This is a genomic window from Catonella sp. (assembly GCF_057250765.1).
Genome location: NZ_DBHIEC010000027.1, coordinates 1 through 26,343 on the forward strand (window position 1 = coordinate 1; position 26,343 = coordinate 26,343).

The following is a 26,343-nucleotide window of genomic DNA, read 5'->3' on the forward strand; positions in this document are numbered from 1 at the left end:
TTCAGAGGAGTGGCTAAAGCTGCTCCTTTTTTATACGAGCCACTACAGCTTAAGTCTGTAGTGGCTTCCACTACGATTATACAGGCTTAAAACATAATTCGCTCTGCATTAAAATAATTTGTAAAAAAATTTATATAAAACGCTTGACAAATTATTTAAAGTGTGTTATTATCTTTTTCAGATATAAGAAATGACTTGAAATAAAAGACAAGCTTATATCGAAGAGTTGCTTAGACAGGAGATGATGATTTGAAAAAGAGTGTATATAGTCTGGTGCTTATGGATGATGTGGTTGAGGCTATAGACAGACTGGCTTATGAGAGGAATACTAACCGCTCCAATCTTATTAACCAGATACTTGCAGAGAATGTTAATTACATTACTCCCGAAATGAGGATGAAGGATATATTTACTCAGCTTGAAGGCATACTTTCGGAGAGTTGTTACCAGATACTTGACCGCTCCTCTGATTCTATGTTTGCCTTAAGAAGCCCTATCAGATATAAGTACCGTCCTATGGTGAATTACACTATAGAGCTTTTTAGAGAGCCAAAGGACATAGTAGGAAGGCTTAAGGTTTCGTTTAGAACCAGTAGCAGGAATTTTACAGATGCGGTTGAGGATTTTTTCACTAGGTGGATAGATATGGAGAAAAGATACCTAAGTGAGCTTCATCCCGAAGGGGTGCCATCAGAATTTGATAATGCAAAGTATATAAGAGGCTTTCTTAAGGTGTCTGATGAAAACGAGCTTAGTGAAAATGAAATAGCTGCTGCAATAGGAGAGTACATCAAAGTGCTTGACAAGTGCATCAAATTTTATTTTGAGCACATAAACAATGAAGAATTAATAGAAAAAATGATTCATGCTTCTTATGAGGATTACCTTAAAAGCGGCGTGAATATAGTATAAAGGAGGTAATATGAACACTTCAAAACTTACAGCTAAATCTGTGGAGGCTCTTGAAGCTGCCAGAAACCTGGCGAAGGATAACTACAATTCCTATATAGAAGAGTCGCACATATTACTGGCTTTGCTTACCGGAGAGGCGGGACTCATAGGCGAGCTTATGACCAAGATGGGCAAATCTCTCCCTAATCTTGTAGCAGAGACCAGACATATAATTGATGCATTGCCTAAGGTAACAGGTGATGTGACAGGTGAAATCTATATTTCCAACGAGACAAACCAAGCCCTTAATGAAGCTGAGGCACAGGCAATCAAGATGAAGGATGAATACACATCCGTTGAGCACATTATGATTGGTCTCCTTAGAAAGCCTGACAGCAAGCTTAGGGAGTTATTTAAGACGTTTAATATTACAGAGAAGGAGTTTTATAAAGTACTTATGGATGTACGCGGTAATCAGAGAGTTACAAATCAGAATCCTGAAGATACATACAATGTTCTTGAAAAATACGGACAGGATCTGGTAGAGCTTGCCAGAAATAATAAGCTAGACCCTGTAATAGGCAGGGATGATGAAATCAGAAATGTGATTCAGATTCTCTCAAGAAAGAGAAAGAATAACCCTGTACTGATTGGTGAGCCGGGTGTTGGTAAGACTGCTATAGCAGAAGGACTTGCGCTTAGAATAGTAAAGGGCGACGTTCCACAGGGACTTAAGGACAGGAAGATATTCTCCCTTGACCTGGGTGCTCTTGTGGCTGGTGCAAAGTACAGGGGCGAGTTCGAAGAGAGGCTCAAGGCTGTACTTAACGAGATAAAGAAGTCAGAAGGCGAGATTATCTTATTCATAGATGAGCTTCACACCATAGTTGGTGCCGGCAAGACAGACGGAGCTATGGATGCGGGCAACCTCTTAAAGCCAATGCTTGCAAGAGGTGAACTGCATTGTATAGGTGCTACAACCCTTGATGAATACAGGGAATACATCGAAAAGGATGCAGCCCTTGAGAGAAGATTCCAGCCTGTAATAGTAGATGAACCTACAGTTGCAGATACTATCTCTATACTAAGAGGACTTAAGGAGAGATACGAGGTTTTCCACGGCGTTAAGATTCAGGATGCTGCCCTAATAGCCGCAGCTACCCTTTCACATAGATATATCTCAGACAGGTTCCTTCCTGACAAGGCTATAGACCTTGTAGATGAGGCTTGTGCACTTATCAGGACTGAGATGGATTCCATGCCTGCTGAGATGGATGACATATCAAGAAAAATAATGCAGCTTGAGATAGAAGAGGCTGCACTTAAGAAGGAGGATGACAAGCTTAGTCAGGCCCATCTTGAGGATATCAGAAAGGAACTTGCTGACCTTCGTGAGAAATTTAACGAAATGAAAGCAAAGTGGGAGAATGAAAAGAACAGCATAGAGAAGGTTCAGAAGCTTCGTGAGGAAATCGGCGAGGTAAATGCTCTCATTGAAAAGGCAGAGAGAGAGTATGATCTCAATAAGGCTGCAGAACTTAAATACGGAAGGCTTCCTAACCTTAAGGCAGAACTTGAAAAGCAGGAGAAACTTGCTGAGGAAAGCAGCAATTCTTCAAGCAGCCTTCTGCGTGACCATGTTGGCGAGGAAGAGATATCAAGAATAGTAGGACGTTGGACAGGAATTCCTATCACAAGGCTTATGCAGGGTGAAAGAGAGAAACTCCTCAATATGGAAGGCATACTCCATGAGAGAGTTATCGGACAGGACGAGGCTGTAACCAAGGTATCAGAGGCAATCCTACGTTCAAGGGCAGGTATCAAAGATCCTGACAAGCCGGTTGGCTCCTTCCTCTTCTTAGGACCTACAGGTGTTGGTAAGACAGAGCTTGCAAAGGCACTTGCACAGTCACTTTTTGATGATGAGAAGAACCTTGTAAGAATAGATATGAGTGAATACATGGAGAAATACTCCGTGAGCAGGCTGATAGGAGCGCCTCCGGGATATGTTGGCTACGAAGAGGGCGGACAGCTTACTGAGGCGGTTAGAAGAAAGCCTTATTCTGTAGTGCTTTTTGATGAGATAGAAAAAGCTCATCCTGACGTATTCAATGTACTTTTGCAGGTACTTGATGACGGTCGTGTGACCGACTCGCAGGGTAGGACTGTTGACTTTAAGAACACAATCATTATCCTTACGTCAAACCTAGGCTCTATGCAGATACTTGATGGAATTCAGGATAATGGTGAGATTTCAAAAGAAGCCATCGACAGTGTAAATGACCTTCTTAAAGCAAGCTTTAGGCCTGAGTTCCTTAACAGGCTTGACGAGATTGTATTCTACAAGCCTTTACAGAAGGAAAATATCGGCAAGATAGTTGACCTTATGCTTAAGGACTTAAAGTATAGACTTAGCGGAAAGAATCTTAGTCTTGAAGTAAGTGAAGCAGCCAAGGATTATATCATTGAAAAAGGTTATGATCCTAACTACGGTGCAAGACCTCTTAAGAGACTTATCCAGTCAGAGGTTGAGACCTTGATTGCTAAAGAGATAATTAAGAAAGATATTCCTGCGGGAAGTGTGCTTAAAGTGGATGCAGCAGACGGAAAACTTACGGTTAGTGAATAATTAAAATAAATAGCAAAGGTGGCTCCCATACTGATGTTACACAGTATGGGAGCCACCGTAATTTTAAAACTTAAGCATTAGCAATAATCCTTAGATGACCTAGTCTCTTAGCCTTACACCGTCAAAATGTATCCTCGCCCTTATATAATCATCTATCATCTTGATGTCTCTATCCCTGGATTCCCCGGTTACAACGAGGTCAAGGGAAGCTGCCATATTGTTAATCATAGAATTAGTAGCTATACCTGATATGGCTTTTAATATATTTCTTTTTCTATTGAAATCATCCTCATCAAGAAACTCCATAAAAAGAGTTTCAGCCCTCTTTTTTGAATCTTCATCTGTATATGTATTTGAAGCATTGGTTGACTCAGCCTTTGAAGCGCTAGCCCCGTCAGATCCGGCAGAATACTTAGGGCTTGCTTCAGAGGTTGCTGTACGAAGAACTGTACCGGAAGCCTGAGTATTTACCAAAGTTACCTTAGTGAATCTATACCTTTCCTTTACTTGAGGATATTTTTCATGGTCTACCCTGCTTAAGAACATAGAGAGCGGTCTTGCATATATACCAAAATCACCGTATAGCGCCTGATATATAACCAGCTCCTCCTTGGTTTCAGTATGTGTTGCTATATTTAATATCTGATAAAAATTTCCCTTAAAATGCCTATATACTTCAAAAGGCTTAGGTATAAATCTTGTAGTATTATCCATTACAATGCTCCTTATAATCGTAGATTGATGCAGGTATTATAAGCATTTGGCTATCTATAATACCCGTATACAGTAGGTTTTATGTTAATACTCTAAAATTGTATCATGCCTGTCAAGGTAAAGTCCAGCCCTTTGAGTGAAAATGCTCCCCCAAGTGGCGTTTAATCGTTATTTATAATTAATATAACAAATAATTATGAAAATATATACACACTAAACTTTTAAGCGGGCTTGACAGTTGTCTTTGTGTTAGCATATAATAATGCAGCACTGTTTTACAAGGGTAACCATTAATTGCCTTTGTTTTGCAAATATAAAGGAGGAATTAAGAAAATGAAAAAGAAAAAGCTTTTAAGCGCTCTTCTTGCCGGTGTTATGGCAGTAACACTTACAGCTTGTGGCAGTAACTCTGCTTCGACTGAGGGAAGCACAAGCGCAGCATCGGGAAGCACAGCAAGTGTAGCATCAGGAAGCACAAGCACAGCATCAGGAAGCACAAGCACAGCATCAGGAAGCACCTCATCTGCTACAGAAACACCTGTAGACGGTGGACAGCTTATTATCGGTGACCAGACACAGTCAAACGGTGATATTTATCCGTACTGGTCAAATAATGTATCAGATAACAGTGTTTACAAACTTACATCAGGATATGACACTATAGTTGTAGATAAGAATGGTAAGTTCGTAGTAGATCCACAGGTAGTTAAAGAAAAGACCGATAAGAAGAATGATGATGGTACTATTACAACTACATATAAGCTTCAGGAAGACCTTAAGTGGAGCAATGGTGAAGGTATCACAGCTAAGGACTATGTATTCAGATTCCTTTTCTTCTCTTCACCACAGCTTGTAGAGATGGGAGCTTCAGACAATACTGAAGGTTCTAAGTTAGTAGGATTTGCTGATTTTAATGCAGGAAAGACTAAGGTGTTTAAGGGTGTTAGACTCTTAGGAGATTATGAATTCTCAGTAACCATCAATAAGGAATACCTTCCAAACTATTATCAGGATGCTCTTACAGCTTCAAGTGCCGGTTATATGAAGGGATGGCTTCCTGGATATGATATAAAAGATGATGGTAAGGGTGCTTACTTTACAAAGGACTTAGATGCTAAGAAGCTTAACAAACAGGTTAATGCATACCGTATGGATTTGAAAGTTTATTCAGGTCCTTATATGAAGGAAAAATATGATGAGACTTCTAATACATACACTCTTGTAAAGAATCCTTACTACAAGGGTAACTATGAAGGACAGAAGCCACACATCGATACAGTTATATATAAGTTCGTTCAGCCTGAGACTCAGATGGATGAGCTTAATACAGGAAGCGTTGACATTCTTGTAAAAATGGGTGAGGCAAACGAGATTAACTCAGGTATGGATCTTGTAGACAAGGGAACTCACAGCTATGTAGATTATCCACGTAATGGATATGGAAGAATCTTATTCGTATGTGATAGAGGTCCTACACAGTATGCAGAGGTTCGTCGTGCCGTTGCTTATCTCCTTGACAGAAATGAATTTGCTAAGACATTTACAGGCGGACACGGCAGCGTAGTTAACGGCTACTATGGTACAGCTCAGTGGATGGTAGAAGAAAGAGAAGATGAGATAGGTAAGCTTAACCAGTATAGCTTCTCAGTAGAGAAGGCTGTCGCAGAGCTTGAAAAGGCCGGATTTACCCTTGGTAAGGATGGAAAGCCATACAAGAGCGGACTTCGTTATAAGAAGCTTGATGATGGCAAGCTTATGCCTCTTACCATCAAGTGGTGCTCATCAGAGAACAACCCTGTATCAGACCTTCTTGCAACCAAACTTGCCAACAGCGAGGATGTAAAGAAAGCAGGTATGGAGATTAAGCAGACAGTTGTTACGTTTAATGAGCTTATCCAGAACTATGAGCAGTCAAAGCCAAACGACTACAATATGTACAACCTTGGTATAGGATTCAATGTTCTTTATGAGCCAGAGCAGGCATATAAGGTTGGTGGTCCTGCAAATAAGAATAAAATCTCTGATGATGAACTTGCTAAGCTTGCAAAAGATCTCAACCTTGTAGATCCTTCTAAGGAAGATGAATATCTTGACAAGTTTGTAGCCTTCCAGAAGAGATGGAACGATCAGCTCCCTGATATTCCTCTTTACTCTAACCAGTATTACGATTTCTTTAATAAGAAGTTAAAAGGTTATGAGGGAATCAAGGATGCTATCTGGGATATCACTTCTCAGCTTAATTACTGCTGGGTTCAGGAATAATCTAAAATATATGGTGGCCGGACTCCTATTGGAGTCCGGCTATATTTTATCATCACTTTAACGTGATAACTTGTTATATAAAAATATATATAGCTGATATGACAATATGAGATAACTGTTCGTATGCACTTGACAACTGTCTTTCCTAGGTAATATAATAAACGAAACCATTATACAAGAGTGATAATCAAACAATAGTGTTTGAATACGGTTATTGTATAATGAATAAAAAAAGGGGAGGTTCTAAGTATGAAAAAAAGAAAACTATTAAGTGCACTTCTTGCAGGTGTTATGGCAGTTTCACTTACTGCCTGTGGTGGCAATACTACTTCTACTGAGAGTACAACTACATCAGGAAGTGCAAGTACAGCCAGCTCTACTGCAACTTCATCTGCGTCAAGTACAGCGTCAGGCAGCTCTTCAGCAGCGGCTACACCTGTTAGTGGCGGACAGCTTATAATCGGTGATGGTACACAGTCAAATGGTGATATTTATCCATACTGGTCAAACAACTCGTCAGATTATGCTGTATACAATATGACATTTGGCGCCGATACAATCGAGATTGATAAAGATGGAAAATATGTAGTCAATCCAAATGTAGTCAAAGAGAAGAATGATACTAAGAATGATGACGGAACCATTACCACTACTTTTAAGCTTCAGGAAGGCATGAAGTGGAGTAACGGAGACCCTATCACAGCTAAAGACTATGCATTTTGGACTCTTTTCTTCTCATCACCTGTTATAGTAGAAATGGGAGCTACAGATAATACATCAGGTTCTTACTTCGATGGCTTTGCTGACTTCAATGCCGGTAAGACCAAGGTATTTAAGGGCTTCAGACTTTTGGGAGATTATGAGTTTTCTGTAACCATATCAAAGGATTACCTACCTAACTACTATCAGGATGCTTTGGCAGCGGTAAAGCCTTCATATATTAAGGGTTGGCTTCCTGAAGGCTATGACATAAAGGATGATGGCAAAGGTGCTTATTTTTCAAAGGACCTCAAGGCAAAAGACCTTGATAAATATGTAAACAAGTATCGTCTGAATCTTACAGCGTATTCAGGACCTTACATGAAGGAAAAGTATGATGAGACATCTAATACTTATACACTTGTAAAGAATCCTAATTATGTTGGTAACTATGAAGGACAGAAGCCTTATATAGACACAATCATCTATAAGTTCGTACAGCCTGAGACTCAGATGGATGAGCTTAATACAGGCGGTGTTGATATCCTTCTTCACCTTGGTGAGGGAACTGAGATTAACTCAGGTATGGACCTTGTAGATAAGGGAACCCACGGCTATGTAGAATATCCTCGTAACGGCTATGGTAAGCTCGTATTTGTATGTGACAGAGGACCTACTCAGTTTGTAGAGGTTCGCCACGCTATAGGTTATCTTCTTGATAGAAATGAATTTGCCAAGACATTTACAGGCGGACATGGTTCTGTAGTTAACGGTAACTACGGACTTGCTCAGTGGATGGTTGAAGAGAGAGAAGATGAGATAGGTGCTCTAAACCAGTATAGCTTCTCACTTGACAATGCTATAGCAGAGCTTGAAAAGGCTGGATTTACACTTGATAAGGACGGAAAGCCATACAAGAGCGGACTTCGTTATAAGAAGCTTGATGATGGTAAGCTTATGCCTCTTATCATTAACTGGTGTTCATCAGAGAATAACCCTGTATCTGACCTTCTTGCAACCAAGCTTGCTAACAGTGAAGATGTAAAGAAAGCGGGTATGGAGATAAAGCAGAACGTAGTTACATTTAACGAGCTTATAGAGAACTATGGTCAGACAAAGAAAAATGACTATAACATGTACAACATGGGTGTTGGCTTCAGTGCCATTTACAATCCTGAATTCTCTTATGCTATAGGTAATCCACAGAATTCAAACAGGATTGCTGATAAAGAGCTTGCAAAGCTTGCCAAGAACTTGAATGTTGTTGACCCATCCAATGAAAAAGAGTACCTGGACAGATACGTAAAATTCCAGCAGAAATGGAATGAACTCCTACCTGACCTTCCACTATACTCAAATCAGTACCATGACTTCTTTAACAAAAAGTTAAAGGGTTATGATGGAATTAAGGATGCTATCTGGGATATCACCTCACAGATTAATTATTGCTGGGTACAGGAATAAAAAAAATCAAAATTCCTAATCTGTATATTTATGCAAAATGCTGATAAACAGCTGGAAATTCAAGTCCGGGAAGAAAATTTCCCGGACTTATTTCCTATTATAATACTTGCAAAATAGCGTGTATTATTGTATACTAGAGTACGCTTTCTGTTTACCGCACTGAGGATGGGAACCGTCCTATATGCGGTGCACAGAAAAACATTAAATGAAAGCAGGTAAGAAGTATGCTAAAGTATATTACAAAGCGTCTGCTGTACATGGTGTTTGTATTTTTTACCATGTCGGTATTAATTTTTGCTCTGTATAATGCAATCCCGGGAGATCCGGCAATGATGCAGGTATCAAGTCAGAGAGACAAGCTCAAACCGGAACAGTTTGAGAAGGTGTACCAAAACATGCGAAAGCAGATGGGGCTTGATGATCCGGCACCGGTAAGATACGGAAAGTGGATTAAGTCGGTTGTTACTCTTCAGTTCGGTGATTCGATCATATATAAAAAGCCGGTTACTGATGTAATAACTGAGCCGATGAAGAATACCATCTTTCTGAATCTCTTGGTAACGTTTTTTGCGCTTGGCATAACGATACCGCTAGGTATATACTGTGCGGTGAAGAAATTCTCGAAATTCGATACGGTGGTGCAAGTCCTTACTATCATAGGCTATAGCTTGCCGGTATTCATTTTTGCACTTATTATTATCTATGTGTTTGCGGTGCAGCTTCGGTGGTTCCCGGTTTCGGGTATGAACACGCCGAATATCAAGGGTGGTGCTATGGTACTCTTCCTTGATAGAGTTAAATATATGGTACTTCCTACTATGGTACTTACGCTTGCTTCCCTTGGTGGTATGACAAGATATGTAAGAGCCGCTATGATAGATGCGCTTCGTATGGATTATATAAGAACTGCAAGAGCGAAGGGACTTCGTGAAAGAGTTGTTATCTACTCACACGCTTGGAGAAATGCGCTCCTTCCTATCATAACACTTATCATAAGCTGGTTTATAGGTATATTCTCAGGCTCCATTATTACTGAGTCTATATTTGCACTTAATGGTATGGGACGTATATATCTTAAGGCGCTTAACGGACTTGATTATAATCTTGCGATGGGTGTTCAGATGTTCTATATTGTGGTATCACTGGTTGGTAACCTTATTATTGACCTTAGTTATGGTATAGTTGATCCACGTGTAAGAATAACAAAATAGTAAGGAGGAGAACATGTCAGATAACAATAAGAAAAAACGCGCCTCCTTGCTTGCGAGGCTGTTCATGCCAAGAAATGGCATTGAAGAAAAAGATGTAGATATTTTTAAGGAAGAACAGATGCAGTCGCCTGGAAGGACGATTATTAAGAATTTCGTTTCAAATAAGCTCTCTATGGGTGGACTCATTGTATTCCTATGTATATTCGCTTTCGTACTCATAGGTCCGCTTTTCTTTATACAGGACCTCTCTTATGAGGAAAGTACACAGATAAATCTTGCACCGGGTCTTGATATGATGAGCGTGCCTAAGGGCCTTCAGGGAAAGGTTTCTGACATAGCAATCGGATCAAGTTTCTCGGCAGGCGTAAGCAAGACAGGCGGTCTTTATGTGTGGGGTAAGACACAGGTTCTCCCTACTATTAACCTCTCTACCTTCCCTAAGGAGGTAAAGGGCAAGAAGTTTGTTAAGGTAGCAGCGGGTGTAGACCACATAGTTGCACTTACAGATGATGACCAGCTCGTTGCATGGGGTAACCCAAGACTTAATCAGACTAAGGTTAATCCCGATATCAAAAATGACAGTGGTAAAATCGTTCAGATAACAGCAGGTTACCAGATAACAGGTGTCCTAAAGGATAATGGTAACGCCTTCCTCTTTGGTAATACCTCAGTTAATGATGCAAAGATTAGGCGTAAATATCAGGGTAACCTTGCAAAACTTGCATTCACTTCAGATGCACTCATAGGTCTTACTAAGGCAGGCGAGGTTGTTTACCTTGGCTCAAATGATTCGTCAGTTTCCAAAATACCTGATGAGGTAAAGAATGGTGGAGTTAAGGATATAGCTGCTTCAGGCTTTACTGCAGCTGCGCTTAAAGAAGATGGTAAGGTTGTGGTTTGGGGCAACTTAAAGAATGGTGAAGACAAAGTTCCTGAGACTAAATCAAAGATTGCTTCATTACAGGGTGGTCGCTACCACTATACTGCAGTTTTAGAAGATGGCTCGGTTATTGCCTGGGGTAAGAATAACTTCGGTCAGGCAAATGCGCCTTCTATCAAAAACGTTACACAGTTATTTTCAGGATATTATCAGAACTACGTTCTTACAAAGGACGGCAAGGTAACTACTTTCGGTCTTAAGGGATACCTCTTAGGTACTGATGAACTTGGAAGAGACTTGCTTAACCGTATAGTAAACGGTGGTAGAATGACGATGACCATGGGTGCGGTTGCAGTTATCATTTCCGTAATCATTGGTGTAATTGTAGGTGGTATATCAGGCTTCTTTGGTGGAACCGTTGACCTACTGCTTCAGAGACTTACTGAAATGGTTTCATCCATTCCTTTCCTTCCTTTTGCGATGATTCTCTCATCTATAGTAGGAGGTAAGCTTCCTGAGAGTGCCAGAATATTTATGATAATGGTTATCCTTGGTGTGCTTTCCTGGACAAGTCTTGCAAGACTTGTAAGAGCACAGGTGCTAGCAGAGCGTGAGCAGGAATTTGTTACCGCAGCGAGAGCCATGGGTATCAAAGAGCTTACGATTGTATTTAAGCATATAATTCCTAATGTAATCTCAGTTATTATAGTTACTGCAACTCTTGACTTTGCAACCTGTATGCTTACGGAGTCTTCACTTTCATTCCTGGGCTTTGGTGTTGCACTTCCAAGACCTACCTGGGGTAATATGCTTAACGGTGCTATCAATTCAGTGGTTATTAAGAGTTACTGGTGGAGATGGGTATTCCCTTCTATCTTACTCGGTGTATGTTGTATCTGTATTAACCTTGTAGGTGATGGTTTAAGAGATGCTATTGATCCTAAGTCTAATGAAAGGTAGGTAAAAAAGGTGGAAGAAAACAAGTATTTACTTGAACTACAGGACTTAAAAACCTTCTTTACTACCAAGAAGGGTATAGTTAAGGCTGTAAACGGTGTTACCTACCATGTTCAGGCAGGTAAGACCTTGGGAGTAGTAGGAGAGAGTGGAAGTGGCAAGAGTGTGTCTGCCATGAGTATCCTTAAGCTCCTTGACGGCAACGGTAAGATTGCCGGAGGTAAGATTATATTTGATGGTAAGGATTTGTCAGAGGTATCCATTAAGGATATGTCTAAGATAAGAGGAAATGATATATCCGTTATCTTCCAGGAGCCAATGACAAGCCTTAACCCTATATTTACTATAGAAAGACAGGTTGCGGAGCCTTTTATCATTCATCAGGGAATGAGAAAAAAGGCAGCCAATGCAAAGGTTGTCGAGATGCTTAGTGCGGTAAAGATTCCTAATCCTGAGGCCGTGGCAAAGCAATATCCTCATCAGCTCTCCGGTGGAATGCGTCAGAGAGTTATGATAGCTATGGCTCTTGCCTGTCAGCCAAAGCTCCTTATCGCAGATGAGCCTACAACTGCGCTTGATGTTACCATTCAGGCACAGATACTCAAGCTTATGAATGAACTTAAGAATGAGCGTGGTACTTCAATCCTCTTTATTACCCACGACCTTGGAGTAATCAATGAGATGGCTGATGATGTTGCAGTTATGTACTGTGGACAGGTAGTTGAGATGGCTCCTTCAAGAACCATATTTGGTATGGATGATTATAATCATCCATATACAGAAGGACTTATGAATTCTATACCAAGGCTTGATACCCCTTCGGGTGTGAGACTTGAGGCTATACCGGGTGCAGTTCCGCATCCGCTTGATCTTCCTAAGGGATGTAAGTTTGCCCCACGTTGTAAGTATTGTACGGAGAAATGCCTGAATGAAGAGCCTGCGCTTACAGAAGTTGAGCCTGGACATCAGGTAAGGTGTTTCTATCCTGAAAAGGGGGCAAGAAAAAATGGAAAATAATAACGAAAAGAACGTATTACTTCACATAGAAGACCTTAAGCAGTATTTCCCAATCAAGAAGAACTTTGGAGAGAAGCAGCGCTATGTAAAGGCTAATGATGGTATCTCCATAGATATAAGGGAAGGTGAAACCTATGGCCTCGTTGGAGAGTCAGGCTGTGGTAAGTCTACTCTCGGGCGTGTTCTTTTACAGCTTTATAAGCAGACTGCAGGCCGTACTATGTACTATGGAAGGAACATTGATGACCTTGCACCTAGCTATGTAGCTGAGACATTGAAGAAAATCCCTGCACTTAAAAAGGAGTGGGAAAAGCTTGTAGCTGATGAGAACGCAGCAAAGAAGGCTTATGAAGAGGCAACTGCGCAGTTAGAAAAATCAAATAACAGCGAAGAATCTAATGTTGATAAAGAGAACTTTGCTGCTATAGAAAAATATAATGAAGCTGTAAGAAAGACTAAGGAGGCTTATCTTACTATAGTTGAACTTATAGGTGGTTTCTTTGTTCTTGATGACCTTACAGAGATAGCCGGCCTCCTTCTTAAAGAACACAGCCATGCAGCTGCTATCTTTGATTCAAAGGAAAAGGAGGAACTCTTCCAGAAGCTGTATGACAAAAAGCCTAAGGAAGCTCTTAGAAATAAGATTGATAAGTTACGTGAAGTAAGAACTGCAGAGGAGCAGGAGCTTGCAAAACTTCGTAAAACCCTTGATGAGAAGCGTCAGGCAATCAGCAAGGATCCTGACTTTGCAAAGCATGAAGCCTACAGAGACGGCGGCATCAACCTTGCGAAGCTTAAAGACCATGAGATAAGAGGCCTTAGAAGAGACCTTCAGCTCATATTCCAGGACCCTTACTCATCGCTTAATCCGAGAATGACAGTTGGTCAGATTATTGGTGAGGGTCTTCTTGCTCACAACATTTTCACTGAAAATGATGAGAGTATGCAGGAGTACATACTTAAGGTTATGGAAGAGTGTGGACTTGCACCATATTTCATCCACAGATATCCTCACCAGTTCTCAGGTGGACAGCGCCAGCGTATCGGTATTGCCCGTTCACTTGCACTCCGTCCTAAGTTCGTAGTATGTGATGAGGCGGTTTCGGCTCTTGATGTGTCTATTCAGTCACAGGTCATCAATCTTCTCATTGACCTTAAAGAGAAGAGTAATCTTACCTATCTCTTTATTTCACACGACCTTAGTGTAATTAAGTACATCAGTGACAGAGTAGGTGTTATGTACCTTGGAAGTATGGTTGAGGAGGCGGATACAGAGGAGCTTTACGCTCATCCAAGCCACCCATATACTGAGGCATTGCTTTCTGCAATACCTACAACTGATATAGATAAGGACAAGAAGGAGACTATTCTCATAGAGGGAGATATTCCAAGTCCTATAAATCCACCAAAGGGATGTAAGTTCCATACAAGATGCCGCTACTGTACAGAGATATGTAAGCATGTAACCCCTGTATTTGAGGAGGTTGCCCCAGGTCACAGAGTTGCCTGCCATCATAAGCTCGGTATTTACGGAGAGAAGAAGTAATGTTTTTTCATAAAAAGCTTGATAGAAGTTATGACACGCTTAGGTTTCTTGGTGACAGGAAGGGTGAAGAAACTGAGGAAGACATTAAGGAGTTTAAGGAGAGGGAAAAGCTGGAGTTCAAGGATATACTGGCTATGATAATTTCCGCTCTTATAGTATTTGGACCTTTGTTTCTTATCATAGGACTTCTTATGTTCTTAATAACTTTATAAAGTATAGAAGGCCCGCCTCATATTTTGAGGTGGGTTTTTTTAATATTGATTATTAGTACCAAATATAGTACTATTGTTCATAAACAATAACAACAATAAAACAGGAAAGTCCATTAAAGAAGGCATATATTGTAGATATTTTAAATAGAACAGGAGAATAGTGAAATGAATGTAAAGGATTATATGAAACTTCCCTATACCAGATTGGTACAGGAAGTCAACGATGAAAGTGGGCATTATTTTTATGGCAGGATACTGGAACTTGATGGCTGCCAAAGTACAGGAGATTCACTAGAGGAATTATACGAAGGGCTCAATGAAGCCATGGAGGGATATATAGAAGTTAAGCTTGAGAATGGTCTAAAGAAACCTGTACCAGAGAAAACAGAAAAATATAGTGGTAGAATATAAAAAGAAAGTAAGAGAAATATTAAAAAATTAAGGATGTTATTGTCCTACTGTTTTGATTGTATATCTCTGTCAATAAGAGCATTTATATATTCATTTATACTAATGCCTTCCTCAAGAGCTCTTTCTTTTATTACTTCTTTCTTTCCTTTGGGCATTGTCAGCCCCACTCTGTCATATTTTTCTTTGATGTATTTATTTTGATATTCTATCTGATTAAATTCTTTTGTATTCTCTGCCATCTTCTAATCCTCCTCTATTGATTTTTTTATTTTTCTTTTAGGGCTTCTATTATGGGCTACAACTATATAATACCATATATTATGTAATATGTAAAAGGTTAAAACAAAAAAATTCTAAGTTGTATAATATCTCTGTGGTAATAATCTACAGTTATAGCTGGTATGCTGTATAATTGTATACAAATATACAAATAACTGTTGACAGTGTAACCTAAGACAATTATACTGATAGCAGATTTTATTCCCAATTAATAAAGAACAAAATTTTACATCAGAAGGGAGAATTATTATGTCATACGTTGATGAGGTACTTGCAAAGGTTAAGGAAAAAAACTCTCATGAGCCTGAATTCATACAGGCAGTTACAGAGGTGCTTGAATCTCTTAGGCCTGTGATTGAAAAAGAGGAAGAAAAGTATAGAAGAGATGCTATACTTGAGAGGATGACAGAGCCTGACAGAATAATCAGCTTTAGGGTTCCTTGGGTAGATGATAAGGGACAGGCTCAGGTAAACAGAGGCTTTAGAGTACAGTTTAATAACGCTATAGGACCATACAAGGGAGGACTTAGACTTCACCCTTCAGTAAACCAGAGTATAATCAAGTTCTTAGGCTTTGAGCAGTGCTTTAAGAATTCACTTACCGGACTTCCAATCGGAGGCGGTAAGGGCGGTTCTGACTTTGATCCTAAGGGAAAAAGTGATAGAGAGATAATGGCTTTCTGTAAGAGCTTCATTACCGAGCTGTATAAGTACATAGGTGCTGATGAGGATGTACCTGCAGGAGATATAGGTGTAGGTGCAAGGGAAATAGGCTATATGTACGGCCAGTATAAGAGGATTACCGGACTTTATGAAGGTGTACTCACAGGTAAGGGACTTAGCTACGGCGGCTCTCTTGCAAGAAAAGAGGCTACAGGCTACGGTCTTGTATACATAACTGATGAGATGCTTAAGGCAAATGGAAAGAGCCTTGAGGGTAAGACAGTTGTAGTGTCAGGCTCAGGAAATGTAGCTATCTATGCTATAGAGAAGGCTATAGCCCTTGGTGCTAAGCCGGTAACCGCTTGTGACTCCACAGGCTGGGTATATGATCCTGATGGAATAGATGTAGCAGTGCTTCAGGATGTAAAGGAAGTTAAGAGAGCAAGACTCACAGAGTATGTAAAGGCTAGGCCTAATGCAGAGTACCACGAAGGAAAGGGTGTATGGAGCGTGAAGTGCGATATCGCTCTTCCTTGTGCAACCCAGAATGAACTTGACCTTGAAGATGCTAAGGCTCTTGTGGCAAATGGCTGCTTCGCAGTTTGCGAGGGTGCAAACATGCCTACTACCTTAGAGGCTACAGAGTATCTCCAAAAGAATGGTGTATATTTCCTCCCTGGAAAAGCTGCCAATGCAGGCGGAGTAGCAACTTCAGCTCTTGAAATGAGCCAGAACTCAGAGCGCCTTAGCTGGACATTTGAGGAAGTAGATGCTAAGTTAAAGAACATCATGGTAAATATCTTCCGTAACCTAGACGCTGCAGCAAAGGCATACGGTAAGGAAGGCGACTATGTAGCAGGAGCCAATATCGCAGGCTTTATGAAGGTTTGCGATGCTATGCTTGCACATGGGATTGTATAAAGTAATGATTTAAATCCTTGAAATAAGACTGTCTAAATCCTCAAGAAGGGGGTGGAGACGGTCTTTTTCTTTTTGGCTTGTCTGAAATCCGAAAATAGCTTATAATTGAAGTGATTAAATTATTATGAAAGTGTGATAAATATGGAGAAAATAATATTATATCACGGCTCATCTGAAAAGCAGTTTACACCAATATTTGGCAAAGGTGAAGATAGACATGACTATGGACGTGGTTTTTATCTCACCGAAAATATTGAACTTGCAAAAGAATGGGCGGTTTGTAGACCTGATAGCGATAATGGTTGGCTACACAAATATGAACTCGACTGTACAGGATTGAGAATTTTTAATTTTCAGGAATATGATATTTTAACATGGCTTGCTGAACTTATGAAGCATAGAGTTGCATCTGACTCGAAAAGATATAGAATGTTGTCAGCAAGGTTTTAGTAATATAATTTAGGAGTGTTATATGAGTGCATATTCAGAGTTGTATTTATCTGATGTAGTAGAGAATCAGGGTAAGCTGTTTGATTTTGTTGCACAGTCATTTGAAGATAAAGATACTGAAGATTTTATAACAGCTTATATGCTTAGTCAAACTAGGAAGAGCATTGATGAGTCACAGGCTTTTGTAAACACGATGAGTGCATTAGAACTTTGGGAGTACTTTTGTAGGAATGAAAAGTATGTATTAAAAGCAGGTAAGGCTATGAAAGGTTTTATGCCTGATTGGATAGGCGAATTTTATGCATATTATCAATGGTACTTTGACTTGTCTAGTGCCGAAATTATTAAAAAAATTCCATTAGATTTTTTGAAGAAATCATATTATAGTTTACATGATTTAGATTTGGAACTTGCTGTTAGAAAGGTAGGAAAGGTACAATGAAGATTATTGGCTTTCACAATCCTTCGGAAGATTATGGTTTCCTGAGTAATTGGTATTTATCAGATTTTCGAATTGATGGTATAGAATTTTCATCTATGGAGCAATACATGATGTATAAAAAAGCTCTATGTTTTGGTGATGAAAAAATAGCAAAAGAAATTTTAGCCGAAAGAGATGTGGCTAGAATAAAGGAACTAGGAAGGCTTGTATCAGGCTATGATGATCATATTTGGAATGGAATACGACAGATAGTAATATACGAAGGGCTTATGGCTAAATTTTCTCAAAATGATTCTCTAAAAAGCAAATTACTTGATACAAAGGATTGTACATTGGTAGAGTGTGCAGTTAAAGATAGAATCTGGGGAATAGGACTTTCTATGACAGTTCAAAGGAGATTTATACCCTCAGAGTGGCAGGGACATAACTATCTTGGATATGCACTTATGATGGTTAGGGACAAGCTGAAAAATCAATTATAAATTCAAAGGAGAAGCGCTTATGAAGAAACTTGAGAACAAGATTATGCTCATCACCTATGCTGACTGCATGGGAAATAACTTTAAGGACCTATCTCGGGTGCTTGACAAGCATTTTAGTAAGGCTGTTGGAGGAGTGCATATCCTGCCTTTTTTCCCATCATCAGGGGACAGAGGCTTTGCACCTATGAGATACGATGTGGTGGATGAGGCCTTTGGCGGCTGGGATGATGTTACGAAGCTTTCTGAGAAGTATTATCTTATGTTTGACTATATGTTAAACCACATAAGTGCGCAAAGCCCTTATTATAAGGACTTTCTCAAAAACAAGGATAAGAGTCCATATAAGGACCTGTTTATCAGATACAAGGATTTCTGGGAAAATGGAGAGCCTACAGAAGCTGAGGTAGATGCCATCTACAAGAGAAAGCCAAGAGCGCCTTATGTAGAGGCTCATTTTGAAGATGGAACGACAGAGAAGGTATGGTGTACCTTTGACGAAGAGCAGATAGATATCAACTGCCCTTCTGATACTGCCAAAAAGTTCCTTGTTGACAATCTGACAGGTATGGCAAAGAGAGGAGCAGCTATTATAAGGCTGGATGCCTTTGCCTATGCCACAAAGAAGGCAGGTACAAGCTGTTTCTTCGTAGAGCCTTACGTATGGGAGTTGTTAGCTGAGGTTACTGATGTGCTTACACCTGAAGGAGTTACCATTCTTCCTGAGATTCACGAGCATTATACCATTCCTTTTAAAATAGCAGAAAAAGGGTACTTTGTGTATGACTTTGCCCTTCCTATGCTTCTTATAAATGCCATTTACTATGGTCAAACAAAATACCTTAAAGACTGGCTGCTAAAATCCCCTAACAAGCAGTTTACAACCCTTGATACACACGATGGCATAGGCGTGGTAGATGTAAAGGACCTGCTTCCTGATGAAGAGATTGAGAGAACAAAGGAAGATATATTTAAGTTTGGCGCAAATGTTAAGAAGATATACAACACAGCCGCTTACAACAACCTTGATATCTATCAGGTAAACTGTACATACTATGCGGCTCTCGGAGACCATGATGATGCTTACCTATTAGCAAGGGCAGTACAGTTCTTTGCAAAGGGCATACCTCAGGTGTACTATGTGGGACTTCTTGCAGGTAAGAACGACCTTAAGCTTCTTGAAGAAACTAAAGTAGGTAGAAACATCAACAGGCATTATTACACCTTGGAGGAAGTGGACAAAGAGGTAGAACGCCCTGTAGTAAGAGATTTGCTTAAGCTTATGGAGTTTAGAAATACTTCTAAGGCCTTTGCCCTCGATGGTAAGTTTGAAATACCTGATACTGATGAGGATAAGCTTCACATAATTAGAGAGGCTGAGGGAGAAAGGGCTGAACTTATAGCTGATTTTAAGACTAAGAAGTTTAGGGTACTTTCAAATGGAGAAGAAATTTTTAGCAATTAATCTTAAAAAATAATATAATACAGTGGTCAAAATGGCAAGAGTTTTTACGGGCTTATATGTAAAAATGAAGCCTATTTTGACGCTGTATCTTAATTTCTATATAAAGAAGGGGGATTATGAAACTTAAAAAAATATTAACATTGTGGCTTTCATTGGTTTTATTTACCGTCAATATAACACCGCAATATAAGGCATTTGCAGATAATGAAGCTAAAAATGAAGTTAAAAATGAAACTGCTAAGGAAGCAAAGAAAAAAAGTAAGGAAAACGAGCTTGACCTTGTTATGGCGGGGGATGTACTTTTACACACACGGCTTGCTTACTGGTCGGAGGATGGAAAGGGAGGCTATGATTTCAATCCGATATTTAAGCTAATTAAGCCCATTATCAAAAAAGCAGATTTAGCCATAGTCAATCAGGAAACAATCCTTGGCGGTAAAGAGCTTGGGGTAAGTGGCTATCCTACCTTCAATGGTCCTTATGAACTGGGAGATGCCATTGCAAATGCAGGCTTTGATGTAGTTCTTCAAAGCAACAACCACTCACTTGACAGGGGGAAGCAGGGAATATACAACTGTCTTAACTTCTGGAAAAAATATCCTAAGATAAAGACTGTTGGTATAAATACCTCTGAGGCTCAGAAAAAGAAGCTCTGCATTTACAAGAAAAACGGCATAAAGGTTGCGATTCTAAACTATACCTACGGAACCAATGGAATCCCTCTTCCAAAGGATATGCCTTATGCAGTCAACTATCTTGTAAAAGATGAGGTAATAAATGATATAAAAAGGGCTGAAAAGGAGGCAGACTTTACTATAGTATGCCAACACTGGGGGACGGAGTACTTTAGAGGAATCTCAGATTATCAAAAGATCTGGAGCAAGATATTTGTGGAAAACGGAGTTGACCTTGTGCTTGGCGCTCACCCACATGTAATAGAGCCTATTAAATATGTGACAGATAAGAAAACAGGACATAAGATGCTTGTGTACTATTCTCTTGGGAACTTTGTTAACAGCACCATGTCTGATGGCAGGGTTGGAGACAGATATGTAGGAGGAATAGCCAAAGTTAAGCTTAAAAGAGGGACTGATAATAAGGTGAGGATAGCGAAATACGGAGTGAAGGCAACTGTCATGCATAACAATGGAGCAAGATTTGGCTCCAGTGTATATCCTTTAACCCAATATACAGAAGAACTTGCCAAGAAAAATGTAATGAAGGCACAGGACAATATGTTTTCACTGAATTTCTGTAAAAAGGTCTGCAATGAAGTTTGGGGTAAGCTTTGGGATTGATTTCGTTATAAGGCTATATTACTGGTAAAAATGACGATATTTGCATTTACACTTGAAAAAAATAGGATAACCATTTAGACTAAGTTAGACTTGATTTAATGTTTAGGAGTTAAAACCAGTGAATTCAGTTCGGCTTGCTTTCAATAGGATTCATTGACTTTTGTAACCAAAATAAAAATAGAAAAGGAAAAAATATGAAAAGAGATAAAATAGCTTGTAATTGTGAAAATGTAACCTATGGACAGATAATCGATGCCGTAAATGGAGGAGCAAAGACCTTCGAGGAGGTTTCTGAGATAACAGGCTGCAGCACCGGCTGTGGCGGATGTCGTGAGTTCATTGAGGTTTTTGTAAGGGATTTGGTTATGTTTCCTGAGGATCAGGAATAAGCAGAATAGGAGGGACTATGTTAGAAGTAGGAACAAAGGCACCGGATTTTAATTTGCCGGATCAGGATGGCAATATGCATTCACTATCAGAGTACAAAGGAAAGAAGCTTATACTTTATTTTTATCCAAAGGATAATACAGCGGGCTGTACAAAGCAGGCCTGTGGATATTCTGAGAGATATCCTCTTTTTACTGAAAAAGGTGTAGAGGTGATTGGAATAAGCAAAGACAGTGTGGCTTCACACAAGAAATTTCAGGAAAAGAATTCACTGTCATTTACCATTCTCTCTGATGAGGAGCTAACTGCAATCAAGGCGTATGACGTGTGGCATAAAAAGAAGATGGCAGGAAGAGAGTATATGGGAGTTGTAAGGACTACCTATCTCATAGATGAAGATGGTATTATTGTGAGGGCAAATGATAAGGTGAAGGCTGAAAAAGACCCTGAAAATATGCTTGGAGAAATATAGTTAATTTGCTGTGAAAATAGAGCAGTAGACACGATTTAGTTATAGCTGCTGCGAGGATAGAGCAGTAGAAAAGGTTTTATTATACGAGAGATTAGGGCAGTGATATAGTCATAAAAAAGGAGTCAGGTGGAATGTACCTGACTCCTTTTGTTCCTGGAGATGTATTATAATTTTAACAGGAATTTCTTATACGCCCTCCATGATTCTATCTGACCATTCAATGGACTCCATATACCAGCCTCCAAGGCGGTTCGCGTCAATACCCAGCTTAGATGCTATACGGTCTAACTTCTCCCAGTCAGCCTGCTCATAGGCTTCTGCCAGTTCAAGAACAGGTTCAAGAGGGCCTTCTCGTTTGACAAGAGCATCCTTGATATCACGGCTTATGGACAAGTCAGCCATAGCTTCTTCCATAGTGAGATCAAGCATGGCATCAAGTACGCTAAAGAGACACATAAGCGATACTTCAGAAGCCCTTGTATAGAGGCTTCCGGTATTATTGGCAACCAGCTCGCCAAACTTTGAACGTATAAGAGAGGTCCTTATAAGCTCGTGAGGCTTATTTACAGAGAGATCCTGTAGCATCATAATATGCACCCAGCGTTCAAAATCGGTAAGTCCCATCTTGACAAGTGCGGACTTAAGTCCTTTTTGTATATCGTGCTCATTCTTCTTGCTGACTACATTTACCAGTCTGTATGCCACTGAAACGTCAGTTTCAAGTATTTCAGCCAGTCCCTGGAAAGAAGGCTCCTCCTGATGCAGTTCATTAAGTATCCTTCTGTATATAGTGATATCAGGTTTCTTGCCCTTAAGTCCCGCAACTATAACAGGCTTACTAAAAAAGTAACCTTGAAAGAGTTGGAAGCCCATTTTACGGGCGGCTATGAACTCTTCCTCAGTTTCAACCTTTTCAGCTAAAAGCACCTTTTTACGCCTGAGTGCTTCCATTACCTCATCCTGAATCGTATCAAGAGGTGTAGCTATAAGGTCATATTTGATGATATCAGCTATCGGAACTATCTTAAAGTCTTTGATGCTCTGTACAAAGTCATCTAAGGCAATACGATATCCTTCTTTATGTAAACTATCTAAACGGCGCATAAGCCTTGCGTCAACTTCGACATCTTCAAGAACCTCTATGATAAGGGTTGAAGGATCCACCAGCTCAATGGAATTGGACATAAGTGAATTGTAGTTGAAATTGACAAAGGCCTTTTTATCTCCAACTATCTTATCTACTCCAATCTCAAAAAGCCCTCCAAGTACAACTGCAGTCGAACTTTCGGCACTGGTACCGTTGTAAGCGTTGGATGTATTGCTGCCTCTAAAAAGCAGCTCATATCCATATACTTCTTTGGTCTTATCAAATATGGGCTGTCTCGCAATAAACATATAGGCATCCCTTCCTTAAGTTTTAGTTTAGTAAAGAACAAATATAAAACCACAAATAAGGCATTTACAAAGTGAAAGCGATTTTGTGATATTATTAACAATACTCATAATTTGTGAGTTTGATAAAAGGATAACAAAGCTAAAATATGAATATCCATAAATATTTTAGGCAAATTATAGTTATCCATCTAATTATAACATTTTTATTAAGATTTGTTAAGTCAAAGAATCATTAAAAATAATATAAATTTACGTAAGAATTTACAGCAAATAGATGAATTACAATATAAATATGATGCTGCACCAGTATCCAATATATACAATTATGATAGGTTTGATAAGATGGTGAAGGTGTGGAGGGGGATTATTAAATATTGCACTAAATGAAGCTAAAATAAATATAAAATTTGTACAAGAATGATATTGATTATTATTTACTAAATTGTTATATTTAAGGCATAGCATAATAAGACACAGAAAAGTGCAAAAGATATGCAATTGTAATTATGAAGGGTAATGCATAACTGTTGTAGTCTCTGTAAAACGTGTGAAGAAAGGGAAGTTATGAGAGTTAAAAATCTATTAAGTGCAGTAATACCAATGGCGCTTGCAGTTGCCGTAGTTGCAGGTTGTGGAGCTAAGAATGGAGAAAGTGCAAATTCTGCCGCGTCAAAGACAGCAAGCGTGGCAAGCTCAGCAAAGTCATCATCCACTGAGGCTAAAGACAACAAAACGTCTACCGCATCAAGTTCCGCTTCTACGGGCAGTGCTTCATCAAGTTCCACAGCTATGGCTTCATTTCCTATAACAATGAAGCATGCATACGGGGAGACTGTAATTAAGTCAAAACCTGAAAGAGTAGTAACACTTGACTGGAACAATGCAGATGCAGTTTTGGCTCTTGGAATTGTTCCCGTAGGTACAGCTAGGGCAAACTGGGGACCTGTTACTGATAAGGGACTTTTACCTTGGACTGAGGCAAAATTTAAGGAGCTCGGAACTGATAATCCCAATGTGTTTAACGACCTTGAAGGCTATGACTATGAGGCTGTGGCAGCGGCCAAGCCTGATATAATAGTAGCTCCTTACTCAGGAATGGATGAAAAGGCTTATAAGCGCCTTTCTGAGATAGCACCAACCCTTCCTTTTAAGGAAACAGCTTGGAAGACCACCTGGAGGGAGCAGACAGTAGAGGCAGCAGAGGCACTGGGGATGAAGTCTGATGGAGAAAAACTTGTTGCCGATACAGAGGCATTTATTAAAGAAAGCCTTGCAAAATATCCTAATCTCGCCAATAAGAGTGCGGCAATCTGCTATATTAATGCAGCTGACCTAAGTAGCTTTTCAGTTTACAGGACTGCTGACCCAAGAGGAGCTTATCTTACAGACTTAGGCTTTACTTTTCCTGAAAAGGTAGAGGCACAGGCAAAAGATAAAAATGCATTCTATGTGCAGATATCTTCTGAACTGGCAGTTGATGCCCTAAGTGATACAGATATTATCATAACTTACGGTGACGATAAGACAGTTGCCGCCTTGAAAAAAGACGCAATCTTCTCTAAGATTCCTGCAGTCAAAGAGGGCAGGGTAGTGGTGCTTGACAGCAACGGCAATCTTGCAGCGTCCTGCAATCCTTCAGTGCTTTCTATAAAGGCAGAGCTTGTGAACTATCTTGAAGCAATAAATGCAGTAGTTAAATAAATAAAAAGGCAGGGTAAACATGGGAAAGAAAAAGTTTGTATTTTCTATCATCTTATGCTTGGCCCTGCTTTCTATTATGGCAATATTTTCCATATCGCTGGGGGCTAAAAGTATAGCATTTACTAAGGTTATAGACGTTCTCCTTGGAAATGATCCGGATAGCCTTGAGGCGGCTATAATATTACAAAGAATTCCAAGAACCGTATTTGGCATACTTGCAGGAGGAGCACTTGGCATATCAGGGGCTCTTATGCAGAGCATAACAAGGAATCCTATTGCTGATCCAAGTATACTTGGTGTAAATACCGGGGCCTCACTCTTCGTGGTTGCAGGTATAGCATTTTTTAATATTACAGTTGCGTATCAGTATATATGGCTTGCCATAATAGGAGCAGGAGTTACTGCAGTTTTTGTATACAGTGTAGCAAGCATGGGCAAAGACGGTGCTACACCGCTAAAACTGGCACTCTCAGGCTCAGCAGTAAGCATAGTCCTAGGTTCACTTGTAAGCACCATTATGCTGCCAAATAACAGGGTAATGGAAGCTTTCAGGTTCTGGCAGGTAGGGAGCATAGGAAGTGCAACCTGGGAAAATATTACGCTCATTAGTCCATTCTTAATAGTGGGTTTTATCATATCAATGTTCATATCAGGGTATTTGAATAATCTGGCTTTGGGAGATGAAGCCGCTACTGCTCTTGGGACTAATGTAGTGATGACAAGAACCATAGGAGCACTTTCATCAGTACTATTATGCGGTGCTACTACAGCACTTGCAGGACCAATAGGCTTTGTAGGGCTTATCATACCTCATATTATAAGACTGATATTTGGAAGCGAAATGAGTAAGATGCTGCCTCTTTCTTTTCTGGGTTCAGCTATACTCATGCTTATTTCAGACATAATAGGAAGAGTAATAAGCTTGCCGGGAGAGACTGAAGTAGGCATAGTTACTGCTGTAATCGGTGCACCTGTGTTCATTCTGGCCATTAGGAAAGGGAGGGTAAAGAGTCTATGACAGAGCTAAATGCAGGATATAAGAAAAGGACTCTTAGATGGAGGCTTGTTGTACTTGTCCTTCTTAGCCTTACTCTTATTCTAGCAGCCTGTGAGCTTTGCTTGGGGAGTGTGTCCTATCCCATAGGCGATGTGATAAAGGTTTTACTTGGCGAAACTATTGAAGGAGTATCTTATGCAGTAGAAAGTGTGAGGCTGCCGAGAATGATGGGAGCTGTATTTTCAGGTTTTGCCTTTGGAGTGGCGGGCTATGTATTTCAGACATTGTTACACAATCCACTCGCCTCACCTGATGTAATAGGTATATCCGCAGGAACAAGCACTGCAGCAGTTTTTCTGATACTGGTGCTTGGACTTAGGGGAAGCATAGTGTCCGTGCTCGCGATGATATTTGGTATTGCGACTGCTTTAATTATTTACAAACTGTCAGTGATTAAAGGGCATTTTACCTATGGAAGAATGATACTTATAGGTATAGGAA

General features: G+C 39.9%; 24 protein-coding genes. 21 read left to right on the forward strand and 3 right to left on the reverse strand.

Features of this window, described 5'->3' with window-relative positions:
* Positions 1-249: 249 nt before the first annotated feature.
* A complete protein-coding gene (locus ACO6HM_RS11420; RefSeq protein WP_485391164.1) occupies positions 250-912 on the forward strand; it encodes a hypothetical protein in 663 nt (220 codons plus the stop codon).
* 10 nt (positions 913-922) lie between these two features.
* Positions 923-3,520, forward strand: a complete 2,598-nt coding sequence (gene clpB / locus ACO6HM_RS11425) for an ATP-dependent chaperone ClpB (protein WP_485391165.1) — start codon at positions 923-925, stop codon at positions 3,518-3,520.
* 99 nt (positions 3,521-3,619) lie between these two features.
* On the opposite strand, the gene ACO6HM_RS11430 is transcribed toward clpB, so the two are convergent.
* Entirely contained in the window at positions 3,620-4,234 is a 615-nt protein-coding gene (locus tag ACO6HM_RS11430; protein ID WP_485391166.1) for a DUF1653 domain-containing protein, read from the reverse strand.
* Between the two features lie 333 nt (positions 4,235-4,567).
* Between ACO6HM_RS11430 and ACO6HM_RS11435 the strand changes: the two genes are divergently transcribed.
* From ACO6HM_RS11435 to ACO6HM_RS11470, 8 genes are all read left to right on the forward strand, one after another.
* The gene (locus ACO6HM_RS11435) at positions 4,568-6,496 is read left to right on the forward strand and encodes an ABC transporter substrate-binding protein (RefSeq protein WP_485391167.1); all 1,929 of its coding nucleotides are present in this window, start codon (positions 4,568-4,570) and stop codon (positions 6,494-6,496) included.
* A 249-nt stretch (positions 6,497-6,745) separates the two neighbouring features.
* The gene (locus tag ACO6HM_RS11440; protein ID WP_485391168.1) at positions 6,746-8,659 is read left to right on the forward strand and encodes an ABC transporter substrate-binding protein; all 1,914 of its coding nucleotides are present in this window, start codon (positions 6,746-6,748) and stop codon (positions 8,657-8,659) included.
* A gap of 224 nt (positions 8,660-8,883) precedes the next feature.
* Positions 8,884-9,870 (forward strand): ABC transporter permease, encoded by a 987-nt coding sequence (locus tag ACO6HM_RS11445; protein WP_208428481.1) that lies wholly within the window; start codon positions 8,884-8,886, stop codon positions 9,868-9,870.
* Positions 9,871-9,883: 13 nt separating this feature from the next.
* On the forward strand, positions 9,884-11,710 hold the full coding sequence (locus tag ACO6HM_RS11450) for an ABC transporter permease subunit (RefSeq protein ID WP_485391169.1): 1,827 nt from the start codon (positions 9,884-9,886) through the stop codon (positions 11,708-11,710).
* A 9-nt stretch (positions 11,711-11,719) separates the two neighbouring features.
* The gene (locus tag ACO6HM_RS11455) at positions 11,720-12,724 is read left to right on the forward strand and encodes an ABC transporter ATP-binding protein (protein ID WP_485391170.1); all 1,005 of its coding nucleotides are present in this window, start codon (positions 11,720-11,722) and stop codon (positions 12,722-12,724) included.
* Positions 12,714-14,270 carry an oligopeptide/dipeptide ABC transporter ATP-binding protein gene (locus ACO6HM_RS11460; RefSeq protein WP_485391171.1) on the forward strand — a complete coding sequence of 519 codons (1,557 nt, stop codon included), beginning with the start codon at positions 12,714-12,716 and terminating at the stop codon, positions 14,268-14,270. Before ACO6HM_RS11455 ends, ACO6HM_RS11460 begins: the two co-directional genes overlap by 11 nt.
* Positions 14,270-14,482 carry a hypothetical protein gene (locus ACO6HM_RS11465; RefSeq protein ID WP_485374529.1) on the forward strand — a complete coding sequence of 71 codons (213 nt, stop codon included), beginning with the start codon at positions 14,270-14,272 and terminating at the stop codon, positions 14,480-14,482. Before ACO6HM_RS11460 ends, ACO6HM_RS11465 begins: the two co-directional genes overlap by 1 nt.
* A gap of 165 nt (positions 14,483-14,647) precedes the next feature.
* Complete coding sequence (locus ACO6HM_RS11470) at positions 14,648-14,893, forward strand: type II toxin-antitoxin system HicB family antitoxin (protein WP_485391172.1); 246 nt, start codon at positions 14,648-14,650, stop codon at positions 14,891-14,893.
* A 44-nt stretch (positions 14,894-14,937) separates the two neighbouring features.
* On the opposite strand, the gene ACO6HM_RS11475 is transcribed toward ACO6HM_RS11470, so the two are convergent.
* Positions 14,938-15,132, reverse strand: coding sequence for a hypothetical protein (locus ACO6HM_RS11475; RefSeq protein WP_485391173.1), 195 nt, complete (start codon positions 15,130-15,132; stop codon positions 14,938-14,940).
* 289 nt (positions 15,133-15,421) lie between these two features.
* Here ACO6HM_RS11475 and gdhA point away from each other — a divergent pair, with 289 nt between their 5' ends.
* The 8 genes from gdhA to bcp all read left to right on the forward strand — a co-directional run bounded on the left by gdhA (position 15,422) and on the right by bcp (position 21,749).
* On the forward strand, positions 15,422-16,756 hold the full coding sequence (gene gdhA, locus ACO6HM_RS11480; protein WP_485391174.1) for an NADP-specific glutamate dehydrogenase: 1,335 nt from the start codon (positions 15,422-15,424) through the stop codon (positions 16,754-16,756).
* A gap of 141 nt (positions 16,757-16,897) precedes the next feature.
* Positions 16,898-17,206, forward strand: coding sequence for a DUF3990 domain-containing protein (locus ACO6HM_RS11485; RefSeq protein WP_485391175.1), 309 nt, complete (start codon positions 16,898-16,900; stop codon positions 17,204-17,206).
* 22 nt (positions 17,207-17,228) lie between these two features.
* Entirely contained in the window at positions 17,229-17,648 is a 420-nt protein-coding gene (locus ACO6HM_RS11490) for a hypothetical protein (RefSeq protein ID WP_485391176.1), read from the forward strand.
* Positions 17,645-18,130: a riboflavin biosynthesis intermediates N-glycosidase gene (ybiA, locus tag ACO6HM_RS11495; RefSeq protein ID WP_485391177.1), complete on the forward strand. Its 486-nt coding sequence runs from the start codon at positions 17,645-17,647 to the stop codon at positions 18,128-18,130. Before ACO6HM_RS11490 ends, ybiA begins: the two co-directional genes overlap by 4 nt.
* A gap of 19 nt (positions 18,131-18,149) precedes the next feature.
* Entirely contained in the window at positions 18,150-19,592 is a 1,443-nt protein-coding gene (gtfA, locus tag ACO6HM_RS11500) for a sucrose phosphorylase (RefSeq protein WP_485374524.1), read from the forward strand.
* A 116-nt stretch (positions 19,593-19,708) separates the two neighbouring features.
* Positions 19,709-20,890 carry a CapA family protein gene (locus ACO6HM_RS11505; RefSeq protein ID WP_485391178.1) on the forward strand — a complete coding sequence of 394 codons (1,182 nt, stop codon included), beginning with the start codon at positions 19,709-19,711 and terminating at the stop codon, positions 20,888-20,890.
* A 194-nt stretch (positions 20,891-21,084) separates the two neighbouring features.
* Positions 21,085-21,279, forward strand: coding sequence for a (2Fe-2S)-binding protein (locus tag ACO6HM_RS11510; RefSeq protein WP_485374522.1), 195 nt, complete (start codon positions 21,085-21,087; stop codon positions 21,277-21,279).
* Positions 21,280-21,296: 17 nt separating this feature from the next.
* Positions 21,297-21,749, forward strand: a complete 453-nt coding sequence (gene bcp / locus ACO6HM_RS11515; RefSeq protein ID WP_485391179.1) for a thioredoxin-dependent thiol peroxidase — start codon at positions 21,297-21,299, stop codon at positions 21,747-21,749.
* Positions 21,750-21,935: 186 nt separating this feature from the next.
* Here bcp and ACO6HM_RS11520 read toward each other — a convergent pair whose 3' ends face one another.
* Positions 21,936-23,144, reverse strand: coding sequence for an EAL and HDOD domain-containing protein (locus ACO6HM_RS11520; RefSeq protein ID WP_485391180.1), 1,209 nt, complete (start codon positions 23,142-23,144; stop codon positions 21,936-21,938).
* 564 nt (positions 23,145-23,708) lie between these two features.
* Between ACO6HM_RS11520 and ACO6HM_RS11525 the strand changes: the two genes are divergently transcribed.
* The 3 genes from ACO6HM_RS11525 to ACO6HM_RS11535 all read left to right on the forward strand — a co-directional run.
* Positions 23,709-24,845, forward strand: a complete 1,137-nt coding sequence (locus ACO6HM_RS11525) for an iron-siderophore ABC transporter substrate-binding protein (protein WP_485391181.1) — start codon at positions 23,709-23,711, stop codon at positions 24,843-24,845.
* A gap of 19 nt (positions 24,846-24,864) precedes the next feature.
* Complete coding sequence (locus ACO6HM_RS11530) at positions 24,865-25,863, forward strand: FecCD family ABC transporter permease (protein WP_485391182.1); 999 nt, start codon at positions 24,865-24,867, stop codon at positions 25,861-25,863.
* Positions 25,860-26,343 (forward strand): iron chelate uptake ABC transporter family permease subunit (locus ACO6HM_RS11535; protein WP_485391183.1); only part of this gene is annotated, 484 nt, incomplete at its 3' end. The genes ACO6HM_RS11530 and ACO6HM_RS11535, both read left to right, overlap by 4 nt.

Bases quoted from the DNA above. Each gene is read 5' to 3' on its own strand.
- ACO6HM_RS11450 (WP_485391169.1), top strand. From the start codon at position 9,884: ATGTCAGATAACAATAAGAAAAAACGCGCCTCCTTGCTTGCGAGGCTG.
- ACO6HM_RS11475 (WP_485391173.1), bottom strand. From the start codon at position 15,132: ATGGCAGAGAATACAAAAGAATTTAATCAGATAGAATATCAAAATAAA.
- ACO6HM_RS11435 (WP_485391167.1), top strand. From the start codon at position 4,568: ATGAAAAAGAAAAAGCTTTTAAGCGCTCTTCTTGCCGGTGTTATGGCA.
- ACO6HM_RS11465 (WP_485374529.1), top strand. From the start codon at position 14,270: ATGTTTTTTCATAAAAAGCTTGATAGAAGTTATGACACGCTTAGGTTT.
- ybiA (WP_485391177.1), top strand. From the start codon at position 17,645: ATGAAGATTATTGGCTTTCACAATCCTTCGGAAGATTATGGTTTCCTG.
- ACO6HM_RS11525 (WP_485391181.1), top strand. From the start codon at position 23,709: ATGAGAGTTAAAAATCTATTAAGTGCAGTAATACCAATGGCGCTTGCA.
- ACO6HM_RS11505 (WP_485391178.1), top strand. From the start codon at position 19,709: ATGAAACTTAAAAAAATATTAACATTGTGGCTTTCATTGGTTTTATTT.
- bcp (WP_485391179.1), top strand. From the start codon at position 21,297: ATGTTAGAAGTAGGAACAAAGGCACCGGATTTTAATTTGCCGGATCAG.
- ACO6HM_RS11445 (WP_208428481.1), top strand. From the start codon at position 8,884: ATGCTAAAGTATATTACAAAGCGTCTGCTGTACATGGTGTTTGTATTT.
- ACO6HM_RS11430 (WP_485391166.1), bottom strand. From the start codon at position 4,234: ATGGATAATACTACAAGATTTATACCTAAGCCTTTTGAAGTATATAGG.
- ACO6HM_RS11520 (WP_485391180.1), bottom strand. From the start codon at position 23,144: ATGTTTATTGCGAGACAGCCCATATTTGATAAGACCAAAGAAGTATAT.
- ACO6HM_RS11485 (WP_485391175.1), top strand. From the start codon at position 16,898: ATGGAGAAAATAATATTATATCACGGCTCATCTGAAAAGCAGTTTACA.
- gtfA (WP_485374524.1), top strand. From the start codon at position 18,150: ATGAAGAAACTTGAGAACAAGATTATGCTCATCACCTATGCTGACTGC.
- clpB (WP_485391165.1), top strand. From the start codon at position 923: ATGAACACTTCAAAACTTACAGCTAAATCTGTGGAGGCTCTTGAAGCT.
- ACO6HM_RS11460 (WP_485391171.1), top strand. From the start codon at position 12,714: ATGGAAAATAATAACGAAAAGAACGTATTACTTCACATAGAAGACCTT.
- ACO6HM_RS11440 (WP_485391168.1), top strand. From the start codon at position 6,746: ATGAAAAAAAGAAAACTATTAAGTGCACTTCTTGCAGGTGTTATGGCA.
- ACO6HM_RS11510 (WP_485374522.1), top strand. From the start codon at position 21,085: ATGAAAAGAGATAAAATAGCTTGTAATTGTGAAAATGTAACCTATGGA.
- ACO6HM_RS11490 (WP_485391176.1), top strand. From the start codon at position 17,229: ATGAGTGCATATTCAGAGTTGTATTTATCTGATGTAGTAGAGAATCAG.
- ACO6HM_RS11530 (WP_485391182.1), top strand. From the start codon at position 24,865: ATGGGAAAGAAAAAGTTTGTATTTTCTATCATCTTATGCTTGGCCCTG.
- ACO6HM_RS11470 (WP_485391172.1), top strand. From the start codon at position 14,648: ATGAATGTAAAGGATTATATGAAACTTCCCTATACCAGATTGGTACAG.
- gdhA (WP_485391174.1), top strand. From the start codon at position 15,422: ATGTCATACGTTGATGAGGTACTTGCAAAGGTTAAGGAAAAAAACTCT.